This is a genomic window from Pseudomonas izuensis (assembly GCF_009861505.1).
Taxonomy (GTDB): Bacteria; Pseudomonadota; Gammaproteobacteria; order Pseudomonadales; family Pseudomonadaceae; genus Aquipseudomonas; species Aquipseudomonas izuensis.
On record NZ_WTFT01000007.1, the window covers coordinates 46,022 to 68,319 of the forward strand.

At 59.5% G+C, this 22,298-nt stretch carries 20 protein-coding genes; 12 read left to right on the top strand and 8 right to left on the bottom strand.

What is annotated here, in order from left to right:
- Nucleotides 1–21: 21 nt before the first annotated feature.
- From znuB to zur, 3 genes are read right to left on the bottom strand one after another with little or no spacing between them, the layout of a single operon-like run.
- On the bottom strand, nucleotides 22–810 hold the full coding sequence (gene znuB / locus GPL81_RS06405; RefSeq protein WP_160105938.1) for a zinc ABC transporter permease subunit ZnuB: 789 nt from the start codon (nucleotides 808–810) through the stop codon (nucleotides 22–24).
- Nucleotides 803–1,588 carry a zinc ABC transporter ATP-binding protein ZnuC gene (znuC, locus tag GPL81_RS06410; protein WP_160105940.1) on the bottom strand — a complete coding sequence of 262 codons (786 nt, stop codon included), beginning with the start codon at nucleotides 1,586–1,588 and terminating at the stop codon, nucleotides 803–805. Before znuC ends, znuB begins: the two co-directional genes overlap by 8 nt.
- Complete coding sequence (gene zur, locus GPL81_RS06415) at nucleotides 1,588–2,070, bottom strand: zinc uptake transcriptional repressor Zur (RefSeq protein WP_047535811.1); 483 nt, start codon at nucleotides 2,068–2,070, stop codon at nucleotides 1,588–1,590. Before zur ends, znuC begins: the two co-directional genes overlap by 1 nt.
- 66 nt (nucleotides 2,071–2,136) lie before the next feature.
- Here zur and znuA point away from each other — a divergent pair, with 66 nt between their 5' ends.
- Entirely contained in the window at nucleotides 2,137–3,057 is a 921-nt protein-coding gene (znuA, locus tag GPL81_RS06420; protein ID WP_178122574.1) for a zinc ABC transporter substrate-binding protein ZnuA, read from the top strand.
- 92 nt (nucleotides 3,058–3,149) lie between these two features.
- Here znuA and GPL81_RS06425 read toward each other — a convergent pair whose 3' ends face one another.
- Nucleotides 3,150–4,100 carry a homoserine kinase gene (locus GPL81_RS06425; RefSeq protein ID WP_160105944.1) on the bottom strand — a complete coding sequence of 317 codons (951 nt, stop codon included), beginning with the start codon at nucleotides 4,098–4,100 and terminating at the stop codon, nucleotides 3,150–3,152.
- Between the two features lie 57 nt (nucleotides 4,101–4,157).
- Complete coding sequence (locus GPL81_RS06430; RefSeq protein ID WP_096514073.1) at nucleotides 4,158–4,448, bottom strand: DUF2782 domain-containing protein; 291 nt, start codon at nucleotides 4,446–4,448, stop codon at nucleotides 4,158–4,160.
- Nucleotides 4,449–4,522: 74 nt separating this feature from the next.
- Here GPL81_RS06430 and polA point away from each other — a divergent pair, with 74 nt between their 5' ends.
- A complete protein-coding gene (gene polA, locus GPL81_RS06435; RefSeq protein ID WP_160105946.1) occupies nucleotides 4,523–7,339 on the top strand; it encodes a DNA polymerase I in 2,817 nt (938 codons plus the stop codon).
- Nucleotides 7,340–7,736: 397 nt separating this feature from the next.
- Here the strand turns inward: polA and yihA are convergent, their stop codons facing one another.
- Entirely contained in the window at nucleotides 7,737–8,378 is a 642-nt protein-coding gene (gene yihA, locus GPL81_RS06440; protein WP_160105948.1) for a ribosome biogenesis GTP-binding protein YihA/YsxC, read from the bottom strand.
- Nucleotides 8,379–8,569: 191 nt separating this feature from the next.
- On the opposite strand from yihA, the gene GPL81_RS06445 reads away from it, so the two are divergent.
- The 7 genes from GPL81_RS06445 to GPL81_RS06475 all read left to right on the top strand — a co-directional run bounded on the left by GPL81_RS06445 (nucleotide 8,570) and on the right by GPL81_RS06475 (nucleotide 15,863).
- Nucleotides 8,570–8,860 carry a c-type cytochrome gene (locus GPL81_RS06445; protein WP_110965590.1) on the top strand — a complete coding sequence of 97 codons (291 nt, stop codon included), beginning with the start codon at nucleotides 8,570–8,572 and terminating at the stop codon, nucleotides 8,858–8,860.
- 45 nt (nucleotides 8,861–8,905) lie between these two features.
- Nucleotides 8,906–9,535, top strand: coding sequence for a c-type cytochrome (locus GPL81_RS06450; RefSeq protein WP_160105950.1), 630 nt, complete (start codon nucleotides 8,906–8,908; stop codon nucleotides 9,533–9,535).
- A 200-nt stretch (nucleotides 9,536–9,735) separates the two neighbouring features.
- Nucleotides 9,736–10,377, top strand: a complete 642-nt coding sequence (dsbA, locus tag GPL81_RS06455) for a thiol:disulfide interchange protein DsbA (protein ID WP_096514079.1) — start codon at nucleotides 9,736–9,738, stop codon at nucleotides 10,375–10,377.
- 14 nt (nucleotides 10,378–10,391) lie between these two features.
- Complete coding sequence (locus tag GPL81_RS06460; RefSeq protein WP_096514080.1) at nucleotides 10,392–11,270, top strand: endonuclease/exonuclease/phosphatase family protein; 879 nt, start codon at nucleotides 10,392–10,394, stop codon at nucleotides 11,268–11,270.
- Nucleotides 11,267–13,291: a GGDEF domain-containing protein gene (locus GPL81_RS06465; protein ID WP_160105952.1), complete on the top strand. Its 2,025-nt coding sequence runs from the start codon at nucleotides 11,267–11,269 to the stop codon at nucleotides 13,289–13,291. Before GPL81_RS06460 ends, GPL81_RS06465 begins: the two co-directional genes overlap by 4 nt.
- Before the next feature lie 101 nt (nucleotides 13,292–13,392).
- Nucleotides 13,393–14,172, top strand: coding sequence for an N-acetylmuramoyl-L-alanine amidase (locus tag GPL81_RS06470; RefSeq protein ID WP_160105954.1), 780 nt, complete (start codon nucleotides 13,393–13,395; stop codon nucleotides 14,170–14,172).
- A 77-nt stretch (nucleotides 14,173–14,249) separates the two neighbouring features.
- A complete protein-coding gene (locus GPL81_RS06475) occupies nucleotides 14,250–15,863 on the top strand; it encodes an EAL domain-containing protein (RefSeq protein WP_160105956.1) in 1,614 nt (537 codons plus the stop codon).
- Nucleotides 15,864–15,869: 6 nt separating this feature from the next.
- On the opposite strand, the gene GPL81_RS06480 is transcribed toward GPL81_RS06475, so the two are convergent.
- Nucleotides 15,870–17,660 carry a KinB sensor domain-containing domain gene (locus GPL81_RS06480; RefSeq protein WP_160105957.1) on the bottom strand — a complete coding sequence of 597 codons (1,791 nt, stop codon included), beginning with the start codon at nucleotides 17,658–17,660 and terminating at the stop codon, nucleotides 15,870–15,872.
- A gap of 10 nt (nucleotides 17,661–17,670) precedes the next feature.
- Complete coding sequence (gene algB, locus GPL81_RS06485) at nucleotides 17,671–19,017, bottom strand: sigma-54-dependent response regulator transcription factor AlgB (protein WP_160105959.1); 1,347 nt, start codon at nucleotides 19,015–19,017, stop codon at nucleotides 17,671–17,673.
- A gap of 429 nt (nucleotides 19,018–19,446) precedes the next feature.
- Here algB and GPL81_RS06490 point away from each other — a divergent pair, with 429 nt between their 5' ends.
- The 3 genes from GPL81_RS06490 (at nucleotide 19,447) to gltP (ending at nucleotide 22,196) form a co-directional block, all read left to right on the top strand.
- A complete protein-coding gene (locus tag GPL81_RS06490) occupies nucleotides 19,447–19,731 on the top strand; it encodes a hypothetical protein (RefSeq protein ID WP_121106004.1) in 285 nt (94 codons plus the stop codon).
- Between the two features lie 69 nt (nucleotides 19,732–19,800).
- A complete protein-coding gene (locus GPL81_RS06495; protein ID WP_096514087.1) occupies nucleotides 19,801–19,965 on the top strand; it encodes a DUF1328 domain-containing protein in 165 nt (54 codons plus the stop codon).
- A gap of 899 nt (nucleotides 19,966–20,864) precedes the next feature.
- Entirely contained in the window at nucleotides 20,865–22,196 is a 1,332-nt protein-coding gene (gene gltP / locus GPL81_RS06500) for a glutamate/aspartate:proton symporter GltP (protein ID WP_096514089.1), read from the top strand.
- The last annotated feature ends 102 nt before the right edge of the window (nucleotides 22,197–22,298 follow it).

A 22,298-nucleotide genomic window follows, 5' to 3' on the forward strand; every position in this document is an offset into this window, starting at 1 on the left:
ATGCGCAAAAAACGAGCAAGTCTACACCCCTCGGCGGGGCAGAACAAAACTCAGCAGAAACAGCGCGGCGGCCGTCACTACAATCGACGGGCCGGCCGGAGTGTCCTTGAACCAGGACAGCGCCAGCCCGCCGCATACGGCGAGTATGCCCAGAAGGCTCGCACCCAGTGCCATCTGTTCCGGGGAGCGGGCGTGTCGTTGTGCCGCAGCCGCCGGAATGATCAACAACGAAGTAATCAGCAATACACCGACGATTTTCATCGCCACGGCAATCACCACGGCGATCAGCAGCATCAACGCCATGCGCAACCCCGCCACGGGCAAGCCTTCGACCCTGGCCAACTCCTCATGCACGGTGATTGCCAACAGTGGACGCCACAACGTCACCAGCAACGCCAGCACTGCCGCACTGCCACCCAGAATCCAGGCCAGATCGACAGGGCTGATCGCCAACAGGTCACCGAACAGATAGGCCATCAGGTCGATCCGCACTTCGTGCATGAAGCTTAGTACGACCAAGCCCAGAGAGAGGGTGCTCGGTGCGAGAATTCCCAAAAGCGTGTCGGACGCCAGCGGTTGACGCTGTTGCAACGTCACCAGCATCACCGCCAGCAGCAAACAGCCTACGGTGACCGCAACGGTGGGGCTGACATCCAGCAGGAAGCCCAACGCAACCCCGAGCAACGCCGCGTGGGACAGGGTGTCGCCAAAATAGGCCATGCGCCGCCAGACCACGAAAGAACCCAACGGACCCGCGACCACTGCCAGGGCCAGACCTGCAAGCAGGGCGTAGAGCAGAAAATCAGCCATGCTTGCAGCTATCTCCGTGTACATGGGTATGGCCCGATGCGGGCGCCTTGACCACCGAACCGTGCAAATCGTGGGCATGGTCGTGATGGTGGTGATAGATCGCCAGGCTTTGTGCGTTTTTTCCGAACAGCTCGACGAAAGCCGGATCGCCGCTGACCTGCTCGGGGTGGCCGGAGCAGCAGACGTGGCGATTGAGGCAAACCACCTGATCGGTGGTGCTCATCACCAGATGCAGATCGTGGGAGACCATCAGCACGCCGCAGCCGTGACGGTCACGCAGGCGGGTGATCAGGCTATAGAGTTCAGCCTGGCCGGCCACGTCGACGCCTTGCACCGGCTCGTCGAGCACCAGCAACTCCGGTTCGCGCAATAGCGCACGGGCCAGCAGGACGCGCTGCATCTCACCGCCGGAGACGCTTTGCACGGGGCTGTCGATCACCTGTTCGGCGCCGACTTCCTTGAGCGCGGCCAAGGCCATCGCACGGTCCACCCCTGGCACCAGGCGCAAGAAACGCAGGACCGAGAGTGGCAAGGTCGGATCGACATGCAGTTTTTGCGGCATGTAGCCGACCCGCAATTTCGGTTTGCGCCAGACACTGCCACTGTCGGGCTTCAACAGCCCCAGCACGGCGCGCACCAACGTGGTCTTGCCGGCGCCGTTGGGGCCGATCAGGGTAACAATCTGACCGGGCTCGACGCTCAGCTCGATGTTATCCAGCACACTTTGCCCGGCAAACGTGACAGCAACCTGCTCGAGGCGGATCAGTGCGTTGCTCATCAAGCCCCCTGGCAACCCGAGCAGAGACCGATCACTTCGACGGTCTGGCCTTCAACGACGAACCCGACATCCTGGGCACTGGCAATGATCGCGTCGCTGATGGATTTTTGCTCGAGCTCAATGGCAGCGTGGCAGTCGCGGCAGATCAGGAACTGCCCCTGGTGCGCGTGTTCCGGGTGATTGCAGCCGATGAAGGCGTTGAGCGAAGAGATGCGGTGTACGAGGCCGTTTTCCAGCAGGAAGTCGAGCGCGCGATACACGGTCGGCGGCGCCGCACGGCGACCATCCTGCTCGCTGAGCACCGCGAGAATGTCGTAGGCACCCAGCGGCTTGTGGCTTTGCCACACCAGTTCCAGCACCCGCCGCCGCAATGCAGTCAGGCGCAAACCCTGACGCGCGCACAGGGCATCGGCCTCAGACAATGCGCTGTGCACGCAATGAGAGTGGTCGTGGGGACGGCTGGCAATCGGTGTTTTAGGCATGAGCGGCGACGATTATTGTGAGAGACGTTATTATGTTACCCGTTCTCGCCTCTTCGAGTGGTCATCGTGTCCCGACTTTTTTCTATCTTTGTCGCATTTTTCGCAAGTTTTTTGCTGATCGGTCAGGCGCAAGCCGAGGTCAAGGTCCTCACCAGCATCAAGCCGCTACAGCTGATCGCCGCTGCGGTGCAGGACGGCGTAGCGATTCCGGAAGTCTTGCTGCCACCTGGCGCGTCACCGCATAACTATGCCTTGCGCCCTTCCGACGTACGGAAGGTGCAGTCCGTGGATCTGGTTTACTGGATCGGACCGGACATGGAAGGTTTCCTGCCTCGGGTGTTGAATGGTCGTACGCTGCCCAGCGTCGCCGTGCAGGATTTGCCCGGTATGAAGCTGCGCCGTTTCGCCGAGGACAGTCACTCCCACGCCGAAGAAGCCGACGAGCACGACCACGACCACCGCCCGGGCAGCCTGGATGCGCATTTGTGGCTGTCGCCGGTCAACGCACGCGTCATCGCCACGAAAATGGCCGCCGACCTCAGCGCGGCCGATCCTGCCAACGCGGCACGGTATGAGAGCAACCTCAAGGCCTTTGATGAGCGCCTCGATGCCCTCGACCTGCGGCTGAAGAAGCGCCTGGCCGGTGTTGAAGGCAAACCTTACTTTGTGTTCCACGAAGCCTTCGACTACTTCGAAGACGCCTACGGTCTCAAGCACGCGGGGGTGTTCAGCGTCGCAGCCGAGGTGCAACCCGGCGCCCAGCATGTCGCAGCGATGCGCGCGCGGTTGCAGGAAGTCGGAAAGACCTGTGTGTTCAGCGAACCTCCGCTGCGCCCGCGTCTGGCGGAAACCTTGGTGGCCGGCCTGCCTGTGAAACTGGCGGAACTGGATGCGCTGGGTGGGTACACGCCGGCAACCGCTCAGGGGTATGAGCAGGTGCTGGAGAAGTTGGGGAATGATTTGGCGGGGTGCCTGGAGTCGTTGTAACCGCAGTATCGGCGGCGCCCCCAATCGCGGGCAAGCCCGCTCCCACAGGTTCGCGGTGATCTTTGTGGGAGCGGGCTAGCCCGCGATGCTTTTTAGAGGGCGAACGGTAGCGGCGTATTGACCGTCTGCCGCTGCGCCAACCGCTGCTGAAACTCCATCGGATCGTGAATCAACACATCCTGCCCGGCGAATGACTCTGCCGCGATCAACCGCGATAACCAGAAGCGCACACAGGCCACCCGCAACATGGTCGGCCACAGCTCGGCTTCGGCGGCCGTGAATGGACGCAGCGCTGCGTAAGAACCGAGCAACGCCCGCGCCCGAGGTCCGTCGATCAGCCCTTCATCGTCCGAACACCAGTCATTCAAGGCAATCGCCACGTCATAGAGCATCGGCCCCGAGCAGGCGTTGTAGAAATCGATCAGACCCGTCAGGTGTGTGCCTTCGAACATCGCGTTATCGCGGAACAGATCGGCATGGATGTTGGCCCGCGGCAGCGCCAGAATTTTCTCTTTCTGCTGCGTGATTTCATCCAGCGCCCGTTCCAGCAGATCCTTCTGCTCGGCATTCAGGTGCGACAGAAACTGCGTGCCCTCCTCCAGCATCCAGTCCAGGCCACGATCGGTTTTGCGCTTGATCATGTTGGCTTGGGTCGCGAGGTGCAGGTGAGCAAGCAACTCGCCCACCTGCGCGCAATGCTGAGCATTGGCTTGCTTGATGTGCTTGCCGGCCAGGCGCGGTTGCAGCAACGCAGGCTTGCCCGCCAGCTCACGCAACGCGATGCCATCAGTGGTGCGCAGGGCGTAGGGCACTGGCAGATCGGCTTCGTGCAGCACGTCGAGCAATTCGATGAAGAACGGCATCTCCTGGACCGGGCCACGCTCGACCAGTGTCAGGACAAATTCGCCCTGCTCCAGGCTGATAAAGAAATTGGTGTTTTCACTACCGGCGGCAATCCCCTGGAAATCAAGCAGGCGGCCGAGGCCATAAGGGGCGAGAAAAGTTTCCAGCTCGGGCCGAGCCAGGGGGGTGAACACAGACATGTTTAAACTGCCAGTACGGGCGCCGCTGTCGAGCCAGCGCCGATTGAAATTAAGAAACTATTTCCACTCAAAAATCTTCCACGACGGAATCAGCATATCCGGCTGATCCGAGCGGATGAAGTTACCGTCCGATCCATCGGCGCGCACCAGAAAGTACGGTTTTCCGCCTTTCGGCGTTACTTGAATGGCGTACAGAAAGCCATTCTGGCGGTATTCCTTGATGGTGTTATCGCCTTCCGTGCGAATGGTTACATCCGGTTCAGGCGATGGCGCATCGTTCGCCGCCATCACGGCCAACGGTGCGGTTGCAAACAACCCAGCCAGCAACAGGCGATTTAGTGTGCGCATGATAACCTTGTCCCTTTGTCGTCAACGGTCCCGCTATTCTAGCGCCGGACCCGCCGAAAAGGTTGATCCTGCTCATGAGCCAAGCCCCCCTCGTCCTGGTGGACGGTTCGTCTTACCTGTACCGCGCCTTTCACGCGCTGCCACCGCTGACCACCTCAAAAGGCTTGCCGACCGGCGCGGTCAAGGGCGTGTTGAACATGCTCAAGAGTCTGCGCAAGCAGTACCCGGACAGCCCGTTCGCCGTGGTGTTCGACGCCAAGGGTGGGACATTTCGCGATGAAATGTACGCCGAATACAAGGCCAATCGCCCGAGCATGCCCGATGACATGCGCGTGCAGATCGAGCCGCTGCATCAGAGCGTGATCGCCCTGGGCTTCCCGCTGCTGTGCGTCGAAGGCGTCGAAGCCGATGACGTGATCGGCACCCTGGCCCGCAGCAGCGCCGCCGCCAATCGTCCAGTGGTCATCTCCACCGGCGACAAGGATATGGCGCAACTGGTCGACGGCCACATTACCTTGGTCAATACCATGACCGGTAGCAGCATGGACGTGGAGGGCGTGAAGGAGAAATTCGGCGTCGCTCCGGAACAGATCATCGATTATCTGGCACTCATGGGCGATTCTTCCGACAACATTCCAGGCGTTCCGGGCATCGGCCCGAAAACCGCTTCCGGGCTGCTGGTCGGCGTGAATGGCGGCCTGACCGAGCTCTACGCGCAACTCGATATTGTTCCGACCCTGCCGATCCGCGGTGCAAAGACGCTGCCGGCCAAGCTTGAAGAACACAAGGAGATGGCGTTCCTCTCCTATCAACTGGCGACAATCAAAGTCGATGTGCCGCTGGACATCGGCCTCGATGACCTGCAAATGGGCCCGGAAGATCCGGTCAAGCTTACCGAGCTCTACAACCTGTTGGAATTCAAGAGCTGGTTGAACGATCTGCAACGGGATGCCAAGCGCATTGAACTGAGCACTGCCGCCGAGCCTGAGCCAGTCGTCGACCTCTTCAGCGCCGCCGAAGCCATCGCTGAGACCGAAGCGCCGGTGGCAACGTCTGAAACCCGCTACGAGACCATCCTCGATCAGGCGCGGTTCGACGCCTGGCTGGAGAAGCTCAATAACGCCTCGCTGTTCGCCTTCGACACCGAAACCACCGGCATCGACGCGCAACAGGCGCAACTGGTGGGCCTGTCGTTTGCGGTGCAGGCCAACGAAGCCGCTTACATCCCGTTGACCCATTCCTACATCGGCGTGCCCGAGCAACTGGATCGCGACACGGTCCTGCGCGCCCTCAAGCCGATTCTGGAAGACCCGAACAAACTCAAGGTCGGTCAGCACGCCAAGTTCGACATGAACATCCTGGCCAACTGCGCCATCGGTGGCGATCAGGCCAACGGCATCACAGTACGCGGCATCGCGTTCGACACCATGCTCGAATCCTACGTGCTCAACTCCACGGCCACCCGCCACGACATGGACAGCCTGGCGTTGAAGTACCTGGATCACACCACGGTGAGTTTCCAGGACATCGCCGGCAAAGGCGCGAAGCAGCTGACCTTCGATCAAATCGCCCTGGAGCAGGCCGGCCCTTATACCGCCGAAGATGCCGACGTGACCCTGCGTCTGCACCAGGCGCTGTTCGAGAAGCTCACCGCCATCCCAAGCCTGGCCAGTGTGTTGACCGACATCGAAATCCCGCTGGTGCCCGTGCTGGCGCGTATCGAACGCCAGGGAGCTTTCGTCGATGCCGCGCTGTTGGGTGTGCAAAGCATCGAGCTGGGCGACAAGATGGTGGCGCTGGAGCGTGAAGCCTTCGAGATTGCCGGCGAGGAGTTCAATCTGGGGTCGCCAAAGCAGCTTGGCGTAATCCTCTACGAGAAGCTCGGCCTGCCGGTGCTGAAGAAAACCGCCAAGGGCCAGCCGTCCACCGCCGAAGAGGTGTTGGCCAAGCTGGCCGAGGACGACTACCGGCTGCCCAAGGTGCTGATGGAATACCGTTCCATGAGCAAGCTGAAAAGCACCTACACCGACCGTCTGCCGGAGCAGATCAACCCGCGCACCGGGCGCATCCACACTTCGTATCACCAGGCGGTAGCGTCCACCGGGCGTCTGTCCTCCAGTGACCCGAACCTGCAGAACATCCCGGTGCGCACCGCAGAAGGGCGTCGCATCCGCCAGGCCTTCGTGGCCCCGACCGGGTACAAATTGCTGGCGGCGGACTACTCGCAGATCGAACTGAGGATCATGGCGCACCTGTCCCGTGACGAAGGCCTGATGAACGCCTTCCGCCACAATCTGGACGTGCACACCGCCACCGCCGCCGAGGTATTCAAAGTCGAATTGGCAGACGTGACCTCCGACCAGCGCCGCAGTGCCAAGGCGATCAACTTCGGCCTGATCTACGGCATGGGTGCCCAGAAACTCGGCAAAGACATTGGTGTCGATACCAAGACCGCCAAGGCTTACATCGATACGTACTTCGCCCGCTATCCGGGCGTGCGTGAGTACATGGACCGCACCCGCGCCCAGGCGGCGGATCAGGGTTTCGTGGAAACGTTCTTTGGGCGTCGGTTATATCTGCCGGAGATCAATTCCAACAAGCCGCAAGAGCGCGCCGCCGCCGAGCGCACGGCGATCAATGCGCCGATGCAGGGCACCGCGGCCGACATCATCAAGAAAGCCATGGTGGCGGTGGACAACTGGCTGGCAGTGTCGGGCCTAGACGCCAAAGTCATCCTGCAGGTGCACGATGAACTGGTGCTTGAGGTGCGCGAAGACCTGGTCGAGCAGGTCCGAGATGAAATTCGCATCCACATGAGTGGCGCGGCGAAACTGGATGTTCCGTTGCTCGTCGAAGTGGGTGTAGGCAATAACTGGGATGAGGCTCACTGACTCCCTGTAGGAGCGAGCTTGCTCGCGAAAGAGTGTCAGGCTGATCGCTGCGCCCGATACATCATCGCGAGCAAGCTCCTACAGATAGCGTCGTGGCAGTGGGCGCAGAGCTCTTAGTTCAGAACGCGCTTAGGGTTATTCCAAACGTATTTGAAAAAATTATGAACTAATCTGAAGATTTGCTACTCAGAGTTACTGAATGGCTGGTGAAGCCCTTCGATGCTCCTATGTTGTGTTAAGTGTTGGCAGATATCTGGACCCCGCCCTAGCGGTCTAGAACTTGAACCCCGGAACTTCCCCCTCCCCATAGAAGTCCGGGGTTTTTTTTGCCTGAAAACTGGCTGTGGCGCGCTCAGGCAAAGCTTTTGCCTTACCTGAACGCATCACAGCCAGTTTTTTATCCGGCAACCTCGGCGCCCTTGTCCGCCAGCTCCATCCAGCCAGCCAGTACAGTATAGGCATCTTCCAGGCCCATGCGTTTCGGCGCCGAAAACAGCTGAATCGTCACGCTGTCACCCCAACCCTTGCGAATTTCCGACTGCACCTTGAGCAGCGTGTTCTTGGCTGCGCCGTAGGTCAATTTGTCCGCTTTGGTCAGCAGAATGTGCATTGGCATGCCGGCAGCAACGGCCCAATCGAGCATCAGCAGGTCGAAGTCTGTCATCGGATGGCGAATATCCATCATGAGGATCAGGCCTTTCAAACTCTCGCGACCACCCAAATAAGCCTCAAGGTGACGCTGCCAGTGTTGCTTGAGCGGGATGGGTACTTTCGCGTAACCGTAACCCGGCAGGTCGACCAGACGGCGTTCATCGTCTAGCTTGAAGAAGTTCAACAGCTGTGTGCGTCCCGGTGTTTTCGAGGTACGCGCCAGGCTGGCATGGGTCAGGGTGTTGAGCGCACTGGACTTGCCGGCGTTGGAACGCCCGGCGAAGGCGACTTCAAATCCTTCGTCGTCCGGACATTGGTCGACTTTGGCGGCGCTGAGCATGAAGGTGGACTGTTGGCACAGACCGAGGATGGGATTCTTGAGTTGCATGGGATTTCCGATGTGGGTGGCGCCGGGAATGGGCGCGGCAAGCAGTGTCGCTTCCGTTTCAGTGACGCCAGTATATAATGCCGCAGATTTTGTGTGCGCTTTGTCCCAGCGTAGGATGAAGTTCACGAGAGCGACAGACCTTGATTGCGCACTAGAACGCAGCACGCTCTCAACCCTGAAAAGGTCGTTTTATGACGAAATGGCTGCTAGTTGCCGGTGTCTTGATGCCGCTTTACAGCGCTCAGGCTACACAGGATCCGGAAGCTGTGTACAACCGTGTTTGTGGCGCCTGTCATTCCGGCCAACTACCCATGGCGCCCAAAAGAGGCGATCAGGAAGCTTGGACGCCGAGGTTGGCGAAAGGTATGGAGACGCTGGTGCAACACGTGACCCAGGGTTTCAAGGCGATGCCGCCGCGTGGTTTGTGCATGGACTGCAGTGCCGAGGATTACCGAGCCATCATCCAGTGGATGAGCGAGTAAACCCGGTCCATAACTCTTAACCCTTAGCCGTAGTTGGATTAGCTGATGAACAAATTGATCGTGAGTCTGCTGTTGACCGTGGGAATCTCCGGCATTGCCCATGCTGCAGGTGAGCCAGTAAAACCTGGTGACGCCGCCGCAGGCCAGGCAAAAGCCGCCGTATGTGGCGCCTGTCATGGCCCGGATGGCAACAGCATGGCGCCAAACTTTCCAAAACTGGCGGGGCAAGGTGAACGCTACCTGACCAAGCAGCTTCACGACATCAAGTCAGGCAAGCGCACCGTTCTGGAAATGACCGGCCTGCTGACCAACCTGAGCGATCAGGACCTGGCGGACATCGCCGCCTACTTCGCCAGCCAGAAAGGCAGCGTCGGCGCCGCCGACCCGAAAGTCGTGGCTCGTGGTGAAGCCCTGTTCCGTGGCGGCGATCTGAACAAGGGCCTGCCATCCTGCACCGGTTGCCACTCGCCAAACGGCGCGGGCAACGCGGCCGCCGGCTTCCCGCACCTGGGTGGCCAACACGCTCAATATATTGCCAAGCAACTGACCGAATTCCGCAAGGAAGAAGGTGGCCGGGCCAACGACGGCGATACCAAACCGATGCAGACCATCGCCAAGAAACTGAGCGACGAAGACATCGCCGCCGTGTCCAGCTACATCCAGGGTCTGCACTAAGCCTGACGAATCGGGCGATGCGCCAGGCATCCAGCGCCTGCAACGTTAACGCTCGATTAATCCGTCGCAGCAAGTATAAAAAGGGTGGCTTTGGCCGCCCTTTTTTGTGGCCGCTGCCGTTACACTACAGAACTCAGGCCCGCCATGACCTGTCTGAATACAGGTCACGCGAGGCGAAAAAATTTGTCCAGGAGTAAAGCATGCGTAATCTGATCATCAGCGCCGCACTCGTCGCTGCCAGCCTGTTCGGCATGACTGCCCAGGCCGCCGAAGCCCCCGCCGCCCCTTACGTCGAACTGAGCAACCCGGTTCCAGTCGCCGTTCCTGGCAAGATCGAAGTGGTGGAGCTGTTCTGGTACGGCTGCCCGCACTGCTACGCGTTCGAGCCGGTGATCAATCCCTGGGTCGAGAAGCTGCCTTCCGATGTGAATTTCGTGCGTATTCCTGCCATGTTTGGCGGCCCATGGGATGCCCACGGGCAAATGTTCCTGACCCTTGAAGCCATGGGCGTGGAGCACAACGTTCACGCAGCGGTGTTCAACGCGATTCAGAAAGAGCACAAGAAACTGACCGACAAGAATGACATGGCCGACTTCCTCGCCACCCAAGGCGTGGACAAGGACAAGTTCCTCGCGACTTTCGACTCTTTCGCTATCAAGGGCCAGATCGTCAAGGCTCGTGAACTGGCCAAAAAGTATGAAATCTCTGGCGTTCCAACCATGATCGTCAACGGCAAGTACCGCTTTGACGTAGGCTCCGCCGGCGGCGCCGAACAAGCGCTGCAACTGGCCGACAAACTGATCGACAAAGAGCGAGCGGCTAACAAGGCTGCCGCCAACTAAGGGCAGTACCCGCCATGCGCCGCTGGGGAACCGAACGCGTCGTTGGCCTGCATGATCCGCGGGTCAACGAGCATCACCTGGAATCGACGGGCTTGCCCGCAGACAGCCGTTTGCGCCTGCTCAGTTTCAATATCCAGGTCGGCATCAGTACCGAGCGCTATCGGCATTACCTGACCCGGGGCTGGCAACACCTGTTGCCGCACACCGGACGCGCCGACAATCTGCAGAAAATCGGCAACCTGCTGGGTGACTTCGATCTGGTCGCCTTGCAGGAAGCCGATGGCGGCAGCCTGCGCTCAGGCTACGTCAATCAAGTCGAACACCTGGCACAGCTCGGCGCCTTCCCCTACTGGTATCAACAACTCAATCGCAATCTCGGACGCCTCGGCCAGCACAGCAATGGTGTGCTCAGTCGCCTGCGCCCGTGGGCGATCGAAGATCATCCGCTGCCGGGGCCCAAGGGTCGTGGGGCGATTCTGGTGCGCTTCGGCGAAGGTCCGGAAGCACTGGTAGTGGTCATGATGCACCTGGCACTGGGTGCGCGAGCCCGTAGTATGCAACTGGCCTACATCCGCGAAGTCATTGGCGGTTACAAACACCAGGTCCTGATGGGTGACATGAATACCCACGCCAGTGACCTGCTGCAGCACTCGCCATTGCGTGACCTCGGCCTGCTCGCGCCGCAACTGGAAGCGACATTCCCCAGTTGGCGCCCGCAACGCTGCCTGGACCATATTCTGCTAAGCCCGACCCTGACCCTCGAAAAGGTCGAGGTATTGGCTCAACCCATTTCCGATCACCTGCCGGTCGCGGTAGAGATTCGTCTGCCGGGTTCGCTCACGGCCGATGCATTGCCCGCGCTGAGTCCTGCCCTTCGCGGAACCCCTGAATGAGCGACGAAGCACAGCGCTGGAAAGAGAAGTACCTCAAAAGCATCGAACAACAGGAAAAGCTCGAACGTCGTTGGGATGCCCGCCTCGACTTGCTGCGTCGCGGACTGGTACGCAGCACCCTGGCGGCAGAAGGTACCGACCGCGCCGTCGACCAGTGCATGAAGGAAATGCGTGAAGTCGTGCGTACCGATGACATGGACGCCGGTCTGGCCGCCCTGATCCCGCGCCTGGAAAAAGCCGTGCTCGACTCCGAGCAACGCCGGGAAACCCGAGTGAACCAGACCAGCGCGGCACTGACCGCACTGGTCACTCAGCTGCAAACATTGCCGCTGCCTCGGGAAGTCAGTCGACCGCTGAAGAGTTTCGCCAAACAGCTGGATAGCCGTGTCAGCCAGGCTCGCGAGATTCCGTTGCTGCTCAGTGAACTGAGCGGCTTGCAAGGTAAAGCCTTGAGTCAGGTGGAGAGTCCTGCTGAACCCGGTCGCCCTGGCTTGTTGCAACGGCTGTTCGGTCATCGGGACGCCGAGGATGTCGCTACGCCGCTCATGCCTGTCGCCGGGCATGACCCTGTCGAAAAGTCTGCGGAAACGATCCCGGCGCCAATGGCCGCGGCACCGTCCGCAGCCGCCGAACCCGCATCGGTTGTCGATGAACCGCACGTCGAAACTTCAGATCCGAGCGTCGTGGCCGCCCAGCCACACGCCGTCCAGGTATCATCCAATACACCCGAGCCCCTCAATCCGCAGCGAGAGTCTGCGCCACTCCCCGCGGCACCCGCTCATGTTGATCAGCCTGACGGGGCGTCAGTACTTGCCGAGGCACCAGCGCCCCAATTCGAGCCGGCAATCAATCCCGACGAACTGACACCCGCTGCGCTTCCCGATACCCTGCCACGGCCTTCAGCCTTGGCTTCCGGTGAGCAGGACCTGTCAGGGGACGAACTGCTTTACGCGCTGCCGGATTCCCCCGAACCCTCCTACAGCTCGGTGGCCAGGCACATCGAAGACACATTGCTAGGTCTGCTTGACGACCTGACGCTCCCCGAGCGTCACCGCCCGCAAGCCGAATCAATGCGCGATCGGCTGAAAAACGGCTTGAATTGGTACGAATTACTGCCGATTCTCGACGATCTGGCTACCTTGATGCTGGCGATTTCGGACAGCGGCCAACATGAATTCGAAGCCTACCTGCTGCGCCTCAATGAGCGTCTCGAGTCGTTCCAGAGCAATCTGCAAGCCGCCAGCGCCGGGCATGCCGACAGCCGTTCCGCCGCAGAGGCCATGGACACGCAGATCCGCGAACAGGTCGACGGCTTGCAGACCAGCATGCACGAAGCGGCTGACCTGGAGGATCTCAAGCACGTTCTGGAAAACCACCTCGAAGGCCTGCTCGGCACCATGGACCAGCATCGCAAGCAGCGCGACGAGCGTGAGCAAGAGGTTGCGGCCCGCCTGCACAGCCTGGCCGAGCGGGTGGCGCACATGGAACAGGAAGCCCTTGGCTTTCGAGAACACCTTGAGGAACAGCGCCAGAAAGCCTTGATCGACCCATTGACCGGCCTGCCCAATCGCGCAGCCTGGAGCGAACGGCTCGACCATGAAATCAGCCAATGGCAACAACACGGCAACACATTGATGCTGGCCATGCTCGACCTCGATCACTTCAAGCGTATCAATGATAACTACGGTCACCTGGCGGGTGACAAAGTGCTGAAAATCATTGCCACTGTGCTGAGCAAGCGTCTGCGCGGGACGGATTTCATTGCCCGGTTTGGCGGCGAAGAGTTTGTCCTGTTGCTGCCTTCGACAGTGCCGGCAGCGGGTATGAAATTGCTGGAACATCTGCGCGCTTCGATCGAGGCCTGCCCGTTCCACTTCAAGGGTGAACGGGTAACGATCACTATTTCCATGGGCCTGACAGCGTTCAAACCTGGCGAGCATAGCGATTTGGTACTCAAAAGAGCCGATCAGGCGCTCTATCGTGCAAAGAATGCCGGCCGAAACCGGGTGGAGCTGGGCTGAGGCAATTGTTCCATTTTGTTTAAAACTTCGCGATTGCCCTCCGTACGCAAGGCAGTACGTTACACTGTTGCATTACTGTCTTGCGTGTATCGCCTCCCGCCATGAAATTTCTCGCTCTCATTGTGTCGCTTCTGCTCCTGGCCGGTTGTGCCAGCGGCCCCCGCTACGACACCAGTCATCCTTCAGCCAATCACGACAGCCGTATCCAGTTCGTGGTGATGCACTACACCAACGCCTCAATGGAGCGCTCGCTGCAACTGCTGACCCGTGGCGAAGTCAGCAGTCATTACCTGATCGGCGACGACAAGAAAGCGACTATCTACAAATTGATGGATGAGAACCTGCGGGCCTGGCACGCCGGGGAAAGCCAATGGCAAGGCCGGACCTGGCTGAACTCCAGTTCCATAGGCATCGAAATCGTCAACCCGGGCTTCAAGGACACACCGACCGGGCGCCTCTGGTATCCCTACAGCGAAGCGCAGGTCCAGTCGCTGATTGTCCTGCTCAAGGACATCAGCAAACGCTACGCCATCAGTCCTCGCAGCTTCGTCGGCCACAGCGACATCGCACCGCTGCGCAAGCTCGATCCTGGGCCGCTGTTTCCCTGGAAACGCCTGGCTGCGGAAGGTATCGGTATCTGGCCGAACGAACAGGCCGTGGCGCGACAGCAGGCAGGGTTCGAAACACAGCTGCCAAGCATCAGCTGGTACCAGGCACAACTGGCCCGCGTCGGCTATGAAACTCCCCAGACCGGCGAACTGGATGTCGCCACCCGCCATGTGATCGCCGCCTTCCAGATGCATTTCCGTCCGGCCCGTTTCGACGGTACGCCGGATGCACAAACGGCGGCGTTGCTACAGGTGTTGAATCAGACAAAATAATGACGCCCGCCCGACGGTCAGCGCGTTTTTCCAATCAGCAGCTATAACTCATTGGTAATTCGTCGGATATTTCCATAATGGCTGCTGCTCGAGAGACGCTCCGTAGTTGGTTCTATCGCCCATGGTTTTTGGCGATGCTGGCGGCTGTCCTGAGCGCAACGCTACTGATGACCGGCAGCCTGTTCATCGCCCTGCATCAGGTCGAGCAGAACGAAAGCCAGGAAATGAACGCCCAGGGCGAACGCTTCCTCGCCCGCCTGGAACAATTGTTCGGGCAATTGCGCGAAAGCCTCGACGACCTGGAAGCCCAGCCGCTACGCAGCTGCAATGACGAAATGGTCGCGACGCTGCAGCAGGTCAGTTTCAATTACCGCTTCGTTTACGAAGCCGCCTACATGGACGGCTCGCGGGTATGCACCAATCGCCCGCGCCAGGAAGGTTTGTCGCTGACACGACCACCGGACATCAAAGGCCCCACCTACAGCTACTGGCTGAACACCACCACCGAACCCGATGAAAACCGGGCGGCGCTGATGCTCGGGCGCGGCAATTTCCGGGTCGCGACATCGCGGGGGCATTTGACCGATATGGTCGACCTGTCTCCGGGCAGCAGCCTGCTGGTGGTACTCGACCATGGCACTCGGGCGATTCCGGTGCTGGGTGTATCCCAGGCCTGGCCACCGATTGAGCATTGGCCGCCGAAAAGCCGTGATGCGCTGCAAGTCACGCATTCGCGCCTGATTTACCGCATGCCCACCGACAACCCGGAATACCAGCTGGTGTTGATCAGCCCGCGGGGCGGGGCCCACATACCGCCAGTGTGGTGGTGGTTGTTGCCGGTCTGCCTGGGGTTGGCCATATGCGTGGGTTTTCTGGTGTTTCTATTGGTTCGCCAGCGCCAGTCTCTGGATGCCGAATTGACGGGCGCCATACGCCGGGGCGAATTGCAGGTGCTGTATCAACCCATTTTCGACCTCGACAGCCGCAATTGCGTCGGCGCCGAGGCCTTGCTGCGCTGGCGTCGGCCGGACGGAACCCTGACCAGCCCTGACCTGTTCATTCCGATGGCGGAAAACACCGGGCAGATCCGCCAGATGACCGACTTCGTCCTGCAACGTTTGCTAGAGCAGCTGGGGCAATTGCTGCGGGCCAATCCGCAGCTGTACATCTCGGTCAACCTGGCGGCCTGTGACGTGATGGTGCCGCGTATTGGCCAGGTCATGGCGCGCCTGCTGACCCTGCACCGGGTCGCCGCCAAACAGATTGCTTTTGAGGTCACCGAACGAGGACTGATCGATGTGGTGGTTGCCCGGGAAAACCTGCAAGCCTTGCGCGATGTCGGGCATCAGGTGCTGATCGATGACTTTGGCACTGGCTATTGCAGCCTCGCCTATCTGCAAACCCTGCCGATAGATTGCCTGAAGATTGACAAGGCCTTCATTGATGCACTGGGCCATGACGCGGCCAGTAGCGGAGTGGCCCCGCACATCATCCACATGGCGCAATCACTGCACCTGACCGTCATCGCCGAAGGCATCGAACATGAAGCCCAGGCGGCGCTCCTCAGCAGTGAAGGTGTGAAGTTCGGTCAAGGCTGGTTGTTCGCCCATGCGTTGAGTGCTGTGCAGTTGATCGAGCTGATTACTCGTGGCCGCCGGCGGACCAGTCGACGCCTGGATGACGAAGCGTAATGCGCGTTACACCGTCAATGCCATGTAGAACTGCGTGCCCTGCCCCGGCCGCGAATAAACCCCCATCCGCCCGCCGTGCAGTTGCACGATTTCCTTGCACAGCGCCAGGCCAAGCCCGGCCCCGCCTTTTTTGCGACCGACCTGCACAAAGGGCTCGAAGATCCTTCCCTGTTGCCCATAGGCAATGCCTTCCCCGTTATCCTCAACACTGATGATCACCCGCTCGCCATGACGCCGGGCCTGCAAACGTATGAGGCCACCCGAGGCGGTGTGACGCAGCGCATTGTCGAGCAGATTGTCGAGCACCCGGTCCAATTGCGGCTGATCGGCCTGCAGGCGCGGCAATGGCCCCTGCACTTCCACCAACAGCTCGATGCCCTTTTCCTCGGCACCGCTGGTGAAGCGAATCTGCGCCTGCTCCAGCAAGTCTTCGATGGAACACGGCGCCAGTGTGAGTTTCTGCAATCCGTTCTGATAACGCGAGAAATTCAGCAGGTCGTTGATCAACTGCATCAGGCGCTGCATTTCTTCGTTCACCGTATCCAGCAGATCGGCTTCGCGGGTATCCGGGGCAAAGTGCGCGCGCTCGCGGAACAGGCCGAACGCCATGTGCATGCCGGTAACCGGTGTGCGTAGCTCGTGAGAGGCGCGCAACACGAACTCGCTGCGCACCCGTTCGAATGCCCGCTGTTCGGTAACGTCATGCAACACCATCACCGCGCCGAGAATATGCCCCTGGGTATGGATGACCGGCGTCAGGCTAAAGGTGAGTAACCGCGTCTCGCCATCGACCTCGATGCTCAAGTCCTCCGGGGCTCGCTCCAGCGTGCCGCCACGCAGTACCAATTGCAGCTGTTCATCGAGCTCGGGACGTTGCAGTGCCACGCCCAGCCCCAGGCCGACCCGGTCGTCATCCCAGCCCAACTGGCGCTGCGCCACCGGGTTGAGGTGTTCCAGACGACCCTGGCGATCGATCATCAGCAAGCCGTCGTCAATACTGTCGAGTACCGCCTGCAAACGCTGCTGACCGGCAAGCAGTTCATCGACATTGGTGGCTTGATGCTCACGCAGCGCTTCGGCCATGATCCCGAAGCGCTTGGTCAACTGGTTCAGCTCAACCGCCGAGGAGACCGGCAGGGTGACGTCGAAATTGCCCTGGCCGATATTGTCTGCCGCCTGTACCAGAGCCTCGATAGGCTCGCCGATACGCCGGGCGATGGCATGGGCGGTCACGAAGCCGATGATCAGCACGGCCAGCCCGACCAGGCCCAACAGCCCGGCAATCAGCAATGCATGTTCGCGGGCCTGGCGCTCGGTATCGCTGATGCTATCCAGCGCGCGCTTGTGTTCGGCAATCAATCCATTGCGCAGCGCGTTGAATTTTTCGGTGAGTTCATCGTTGCCGCTCAGCACATGCGTCGTGTCAGGCGAAACTTCATACGCCTTGATAAAGCTCAGATAGTCGGCCTTGGCTTTTTTGAAACCGTATTCGCTGCCCTCGCCCGCCGGCTCCTGGGCAATGCCTTCCTCCAGTAATTGAAAGTAACGCTGCTTGGAGGCTTCGAAGGCGGAAGCATCACGCTGCTCGCTGAGCATGATGATCAACTGATCACCCAGCGTTTGACGCAGCTTGAGCCCTATATCCAGGGTGACGAAGTTGTTGCGCACCAGCGCTTCCTGGCTCCCGGCCATTTGCATCACGCTGATCAGCCCGAGCATCAACCCCAGCAGCGCAACGGTGATCAGCGCGGAAATGCTCAGGAACAACCGGGACCGCAACTTCATCGCCAGTTTCATCGGTGGCGGCTCACAAGTTGTACTGTTTGCGTTTGCGGTACAGTGTCGAAGCGTCGATACCCAGGGTCTTGGCGGCTTGATCCAGAGTGCCTGCGGTGGCGAGGACAGCGCCGATATGGGCTTTTTCCAGCTCATCCAGGCTCAAGGCCGCGCCAATGCGCGGCGCATTGTTGACCGGCGTCTCGGCCATGCCCAAGTGGTTGATCTCGACCCGCTCCTGCGGGCAAATAATGCTCGCACGCTCCACCACGTTGCGCAGTTCGCGAATGTTCCCCGGCCAGCGATAACCCAACAGCGCTTCGCGGGCCTCGTCGCTGAACCCCCGGGCCGGGCGTGCATATTCTTTGACAAAGCGCGCCAGAAAGCGGTCGGCAAGGGTGAGAATGTCTTCCCTGCGCTCGCGTAGCGGCGGCAGGTGCAAGGTGATGACGTTCAGGCGATAGAGCAGGTCTTCACGAAAACGGCCATCGCGGACCATGTCTTCGAGGTTCTGGTTAGTGGCCGCGAGGATGCGCACATCGGCGCGACGGGTGACCGGGTCCCCCACGCGTTCGTATTCTTTATCCTGAATGAAACGCAGCAACTTGGGTTGCAAAACCAAGGGAAAATCGCCGATTTCATCGAGAAACAGTGTGCCGCCATCAGCCTGATTGACACGACCCAAGGTGCTTTCACTGGCTCCGGTGAACGCTCCGCGACTGTGGCCGAACAGTTCACTTTCCATGAGTTCGGCGGTCAGCGACGGGCAGTTGATGGTAATGCAGGACTTCTTCGCCCGCTTGCTCCAGCCGTGAATCGCCTGTGACAGCTCGCCTTTACCGGTGCCGGACTCGCCGAGTATCAAGATATTGGCATCGGTGCTGGCGACCTGGCGGGCCGTCTCGAGCACCACCTTCATGGCCGGACTATGGGAGTCCAGGCCATCCTGGGGTTTGCGCACTTCGCCTTCCAGGGCTTCCAGGCGCGCCGACAATTGCCGCACTTCCAACTGCTTGGCAGTGGCCAGACGCAACTGATCGGGGCTGCACGGCTTGACCAGATAATCGGCAGCACCGGCCTGTATGGCATCGACGGCAGTGTCCACCGCCGAGTGCGCGGTGACGATCACTACGCGCATCCAGGGCGCTTGAATGCGCATCTGAGCCAACACATCGAGACCGTTGTCCTCACCCAGGCGTAAATCGAGGAAGCACAGGTCGAACACCTGACGTTGCAGCAACGCATCGGCCTGGGCAGCGCTGTTGGCGGTTGCCACGCTGTAGCCTTCATCTTCGAGGCAATAACGGAAGGTACGCAGGATGGCGGACTCATCATCCACCAGAAGAATGCGGCCTTGATGCTCAGTGGCGGATTCCATTTTCCTACGCTCCCTAATGAATGATCTTGGTTAGTCTCGGAAAAATCGGGCAAGTTGCATGGTTCATTCTGATCCATTCCCGTCATGGCAGGTAGTGATCTCCCTGACGCCGGTTTTCCCCTGATTTTTTATGCCTTTTATAGATAGCTGCTTTTCACACGACGAGCACGTCCCTTTCTGACAGCTACGCCCTCCTCTCAATTCAAAAATATTGCACTGCATGCCTCGCTGATCGTGCATTACGCACGACTGCCTCATGGCTCATCGTGCAGGATGCGTCCGAGGGCCCTTGAGGCCCACCTATAACCAATTGATTTTTATAGATTTTATTATGAAAAAAATCTGGCATGGCGACTGCAACGACCCAAATATCGCAGGGCAATAAAAAACGCCCTCAAACCGATTACCCCGTGTGGGAGGAGCTTCAGGATGAATCGCCAACGTGCCACCCCATTGCATCTCTCGCCACTGCTTCTGCGCCAAGGTTTGTTTGCCGTACTGGCACTGTTGATCACGTTGATCGGCGGCCAACAGTTCATGCGCTGGGAGCAGAGTCAGCAGCAAGAAGGGCCTAGCGTGTCGTTTCAGCACCCGACCCAAACCCACTTTAGCGCCGCCGGCAGCGGCATGGCCGACAACACTTCGATGCGAATGATGGACGTCGACCAACACCAGGCAAATGAAATGCCTCGTCAGGAGCGCTGGGTGTTCTAAGTACACACACTTGGCGCGCTCAATGCGCCGGGAATCGCACCTCTGATCACAAGCGTAAGGAGAATCACCATGTTGAGCTGGGCAATCACATTCTTGATCATTGCCATTGTCGCCGCCGTACTGGGCTTCGGTGGTATCGCGGGCACCGCCACGGGTATCGCCAAGATTCTCTTTGTCGTGTTCCTGGTGATGTTCATTGCTTCCTTCTTCTTTGGCCGTCGCGGCCGAAGCTGAACATAAGCGTTCAGGTAAAGACTCTGGCAGCCGCCCGACTGTTGGGCGGTGCTGCCCCAAATGCAGGCGCCGTGGCGATTGCCGCCATTGACGGGCAGTCACACGACCGATTCCTCGGCAAACCGGACCAGGGTCTGCAGGAATTGTTGATGGAGAAGTTAAAGACGGACCGGAACTGGTACTGATTTCAGATACACGAAAGGAGCCATCGCTTCTTTCCCCTGCGCCCACCCGAGGAAGGTCGGCGCATGACCAAGGGGTCGGGACGTTCTGCCTGTTTCAGGGGCGGAGTGACCTACGGGTACAGGGAGTGCCTGCGCAAGGGCCGGGTCAGGAAAGCTACGTCGCAAGTTCGCCGGTCAAACATGACCCGACGAACTTGCGAAGGGCTTCTATATGCAAACCGTTGAATTAGAGCGATCCATCCTATTCGTCCCCTCCTCTCGATAAACCGGCCGCCTTTTCCGGGAAAGTGCTTTTCCCGGTGACTCGCCAGCGACCGTATATCGAGAAAAATTGCCCGTCTTTTGCCGGGAATTCTTCCCGTACGCGGCGTGATTTTCCTGAAATTCCCGTCGAATCCGACTGATCAAAAAACACTCAATCTGCGCTGTGATGGCCGGTACACGGCACTTATGCCTGCCGAAATGTCATATTCGAACCGTTTGCGACGTCGGTTTTAGTTAAAAAACCTCATGCCGATTCGGCATAGGGTAGGCGTTTACGGCATTAGACGTCGCTTCCTTGCATCGGAATAGTTGCGCCTTTTTTCGCCTGCCAGAGAGCTATCAACAAACGCTCCGGGGCTCCTTATACGGGGGCAGATGCACACGACTTTTGCGCCACAAGCGCTCCAGTTCTCGCATCTGCCCGAGTCAAACTGAAGTAAGGGTAAAGATATGAAGAAGGCAAAGCTTAGCCTCGCCTGGCAGATCCTCATCGGTCTGGTATTGGGGATTGCAATCGGTGCGCTGCTCAACCATTTCAGTGCCGAGAAAGCCTGGTGGATCAGCAATATCCTGCAACCGGCAGGCGATATCTTTATCCGTCTGATCAAGATGATCGTGATCCCGATCGTGATTTCCTCGCTGGTTGTCGGTATTGCCGGCGTTGGCGATGCGAAGAAGCTGGGTAGCATTGGCCTGAAAACCATCGTCTACTTTGAAATCGTCACCACCATCGCCATCGTCGTCGGCCTGCTGCTGGCCAACCTGTTCCATCCGGGTGCCGGCATCGACATGAGCACCCTGGGTACCGTGGACATCTCCAAGTACCAGGCAACGGCGGCCGAGGTTCAGCATGAACACGCGTTCATCGAAACCATCCTCAACCTGATCCCGTCCAACATCTTCGCGGCCATGGCCCGCGGCGAAATGCTGCCGATCATCTTCTTCTCCGTGCTGTTCGGTCTCGGCCTGTCGAGCCTCAAGCCCGAGTTGCGCGATCCGCTGGTGACGATGTTCCAGGGTGTATCGGAAAGCATGTTCAAGGTCACTCACATGATCATGAACTACGCCCCGATTGGCGTATTCGCACTGATCGCGGTGACCGTGGCCAACTTCGGCTTCGCCTCGCTGCTGCCGCTGGCGAAACTGGTAATCCTGGTTTACTTCGCCATTGCCTTCTTCGCGTTCGTGGTACTGGGCCTGATCGCCCGCCTGTTCGGCTTCTCGGTGATCAAACTGATGCGCATCTTCAAGGATGAGCTGGTGTTGGCCTACTCCACCGCCTCCTCCGAAACCGTGTTGCCACGCGTGATCGAGAAGATGGAAGCCTACGGTGCGCCGAAAGCCATTTGCAGCTTCGTGGTGCCGACCGGTTACTCGTTCAACCTCGACGGTTCGACCCTGTACCAAAGCATCGCAGCCATCTTTATCGCCCAGCTGTACGGCATCGACCTGTCGATCAGCCAGCAACTGCTGCTGGTCCTGACCCTGATGGTCACTTCCAAAGGCATCGCCGGTGTGCCGGGCGTGTCCTTCGTGGTGCTGCTGGCCACCCTGGGTAGCGTGGGTATTCCACTGGAAGGCCTGGCGTTCATCGCCGGTGTCGACCGCGTCATGGACATGGCCCGTACCGCGCTGAACGTAATCGGCAACGCCCTGGCCGTGCTGGTCGTCTCCCGCTGGGAAGGCATGTACGACGAGGCCAAGGGCCAGCGCTACTGGAATTCCCTGCCGCACTGGCGCAGCAAAGAGAAGCTGCCGGCTGGCGAGACTTCCAGCAACTAATCAAGGCTTGTGGGAATTGGCTTTTCTGTGGGAGCGAGCCTGCTCGCGATAGCGGTGTATCAAACAACATAGATGTTGAATGTGCCGCCCTCATCGCGAGCA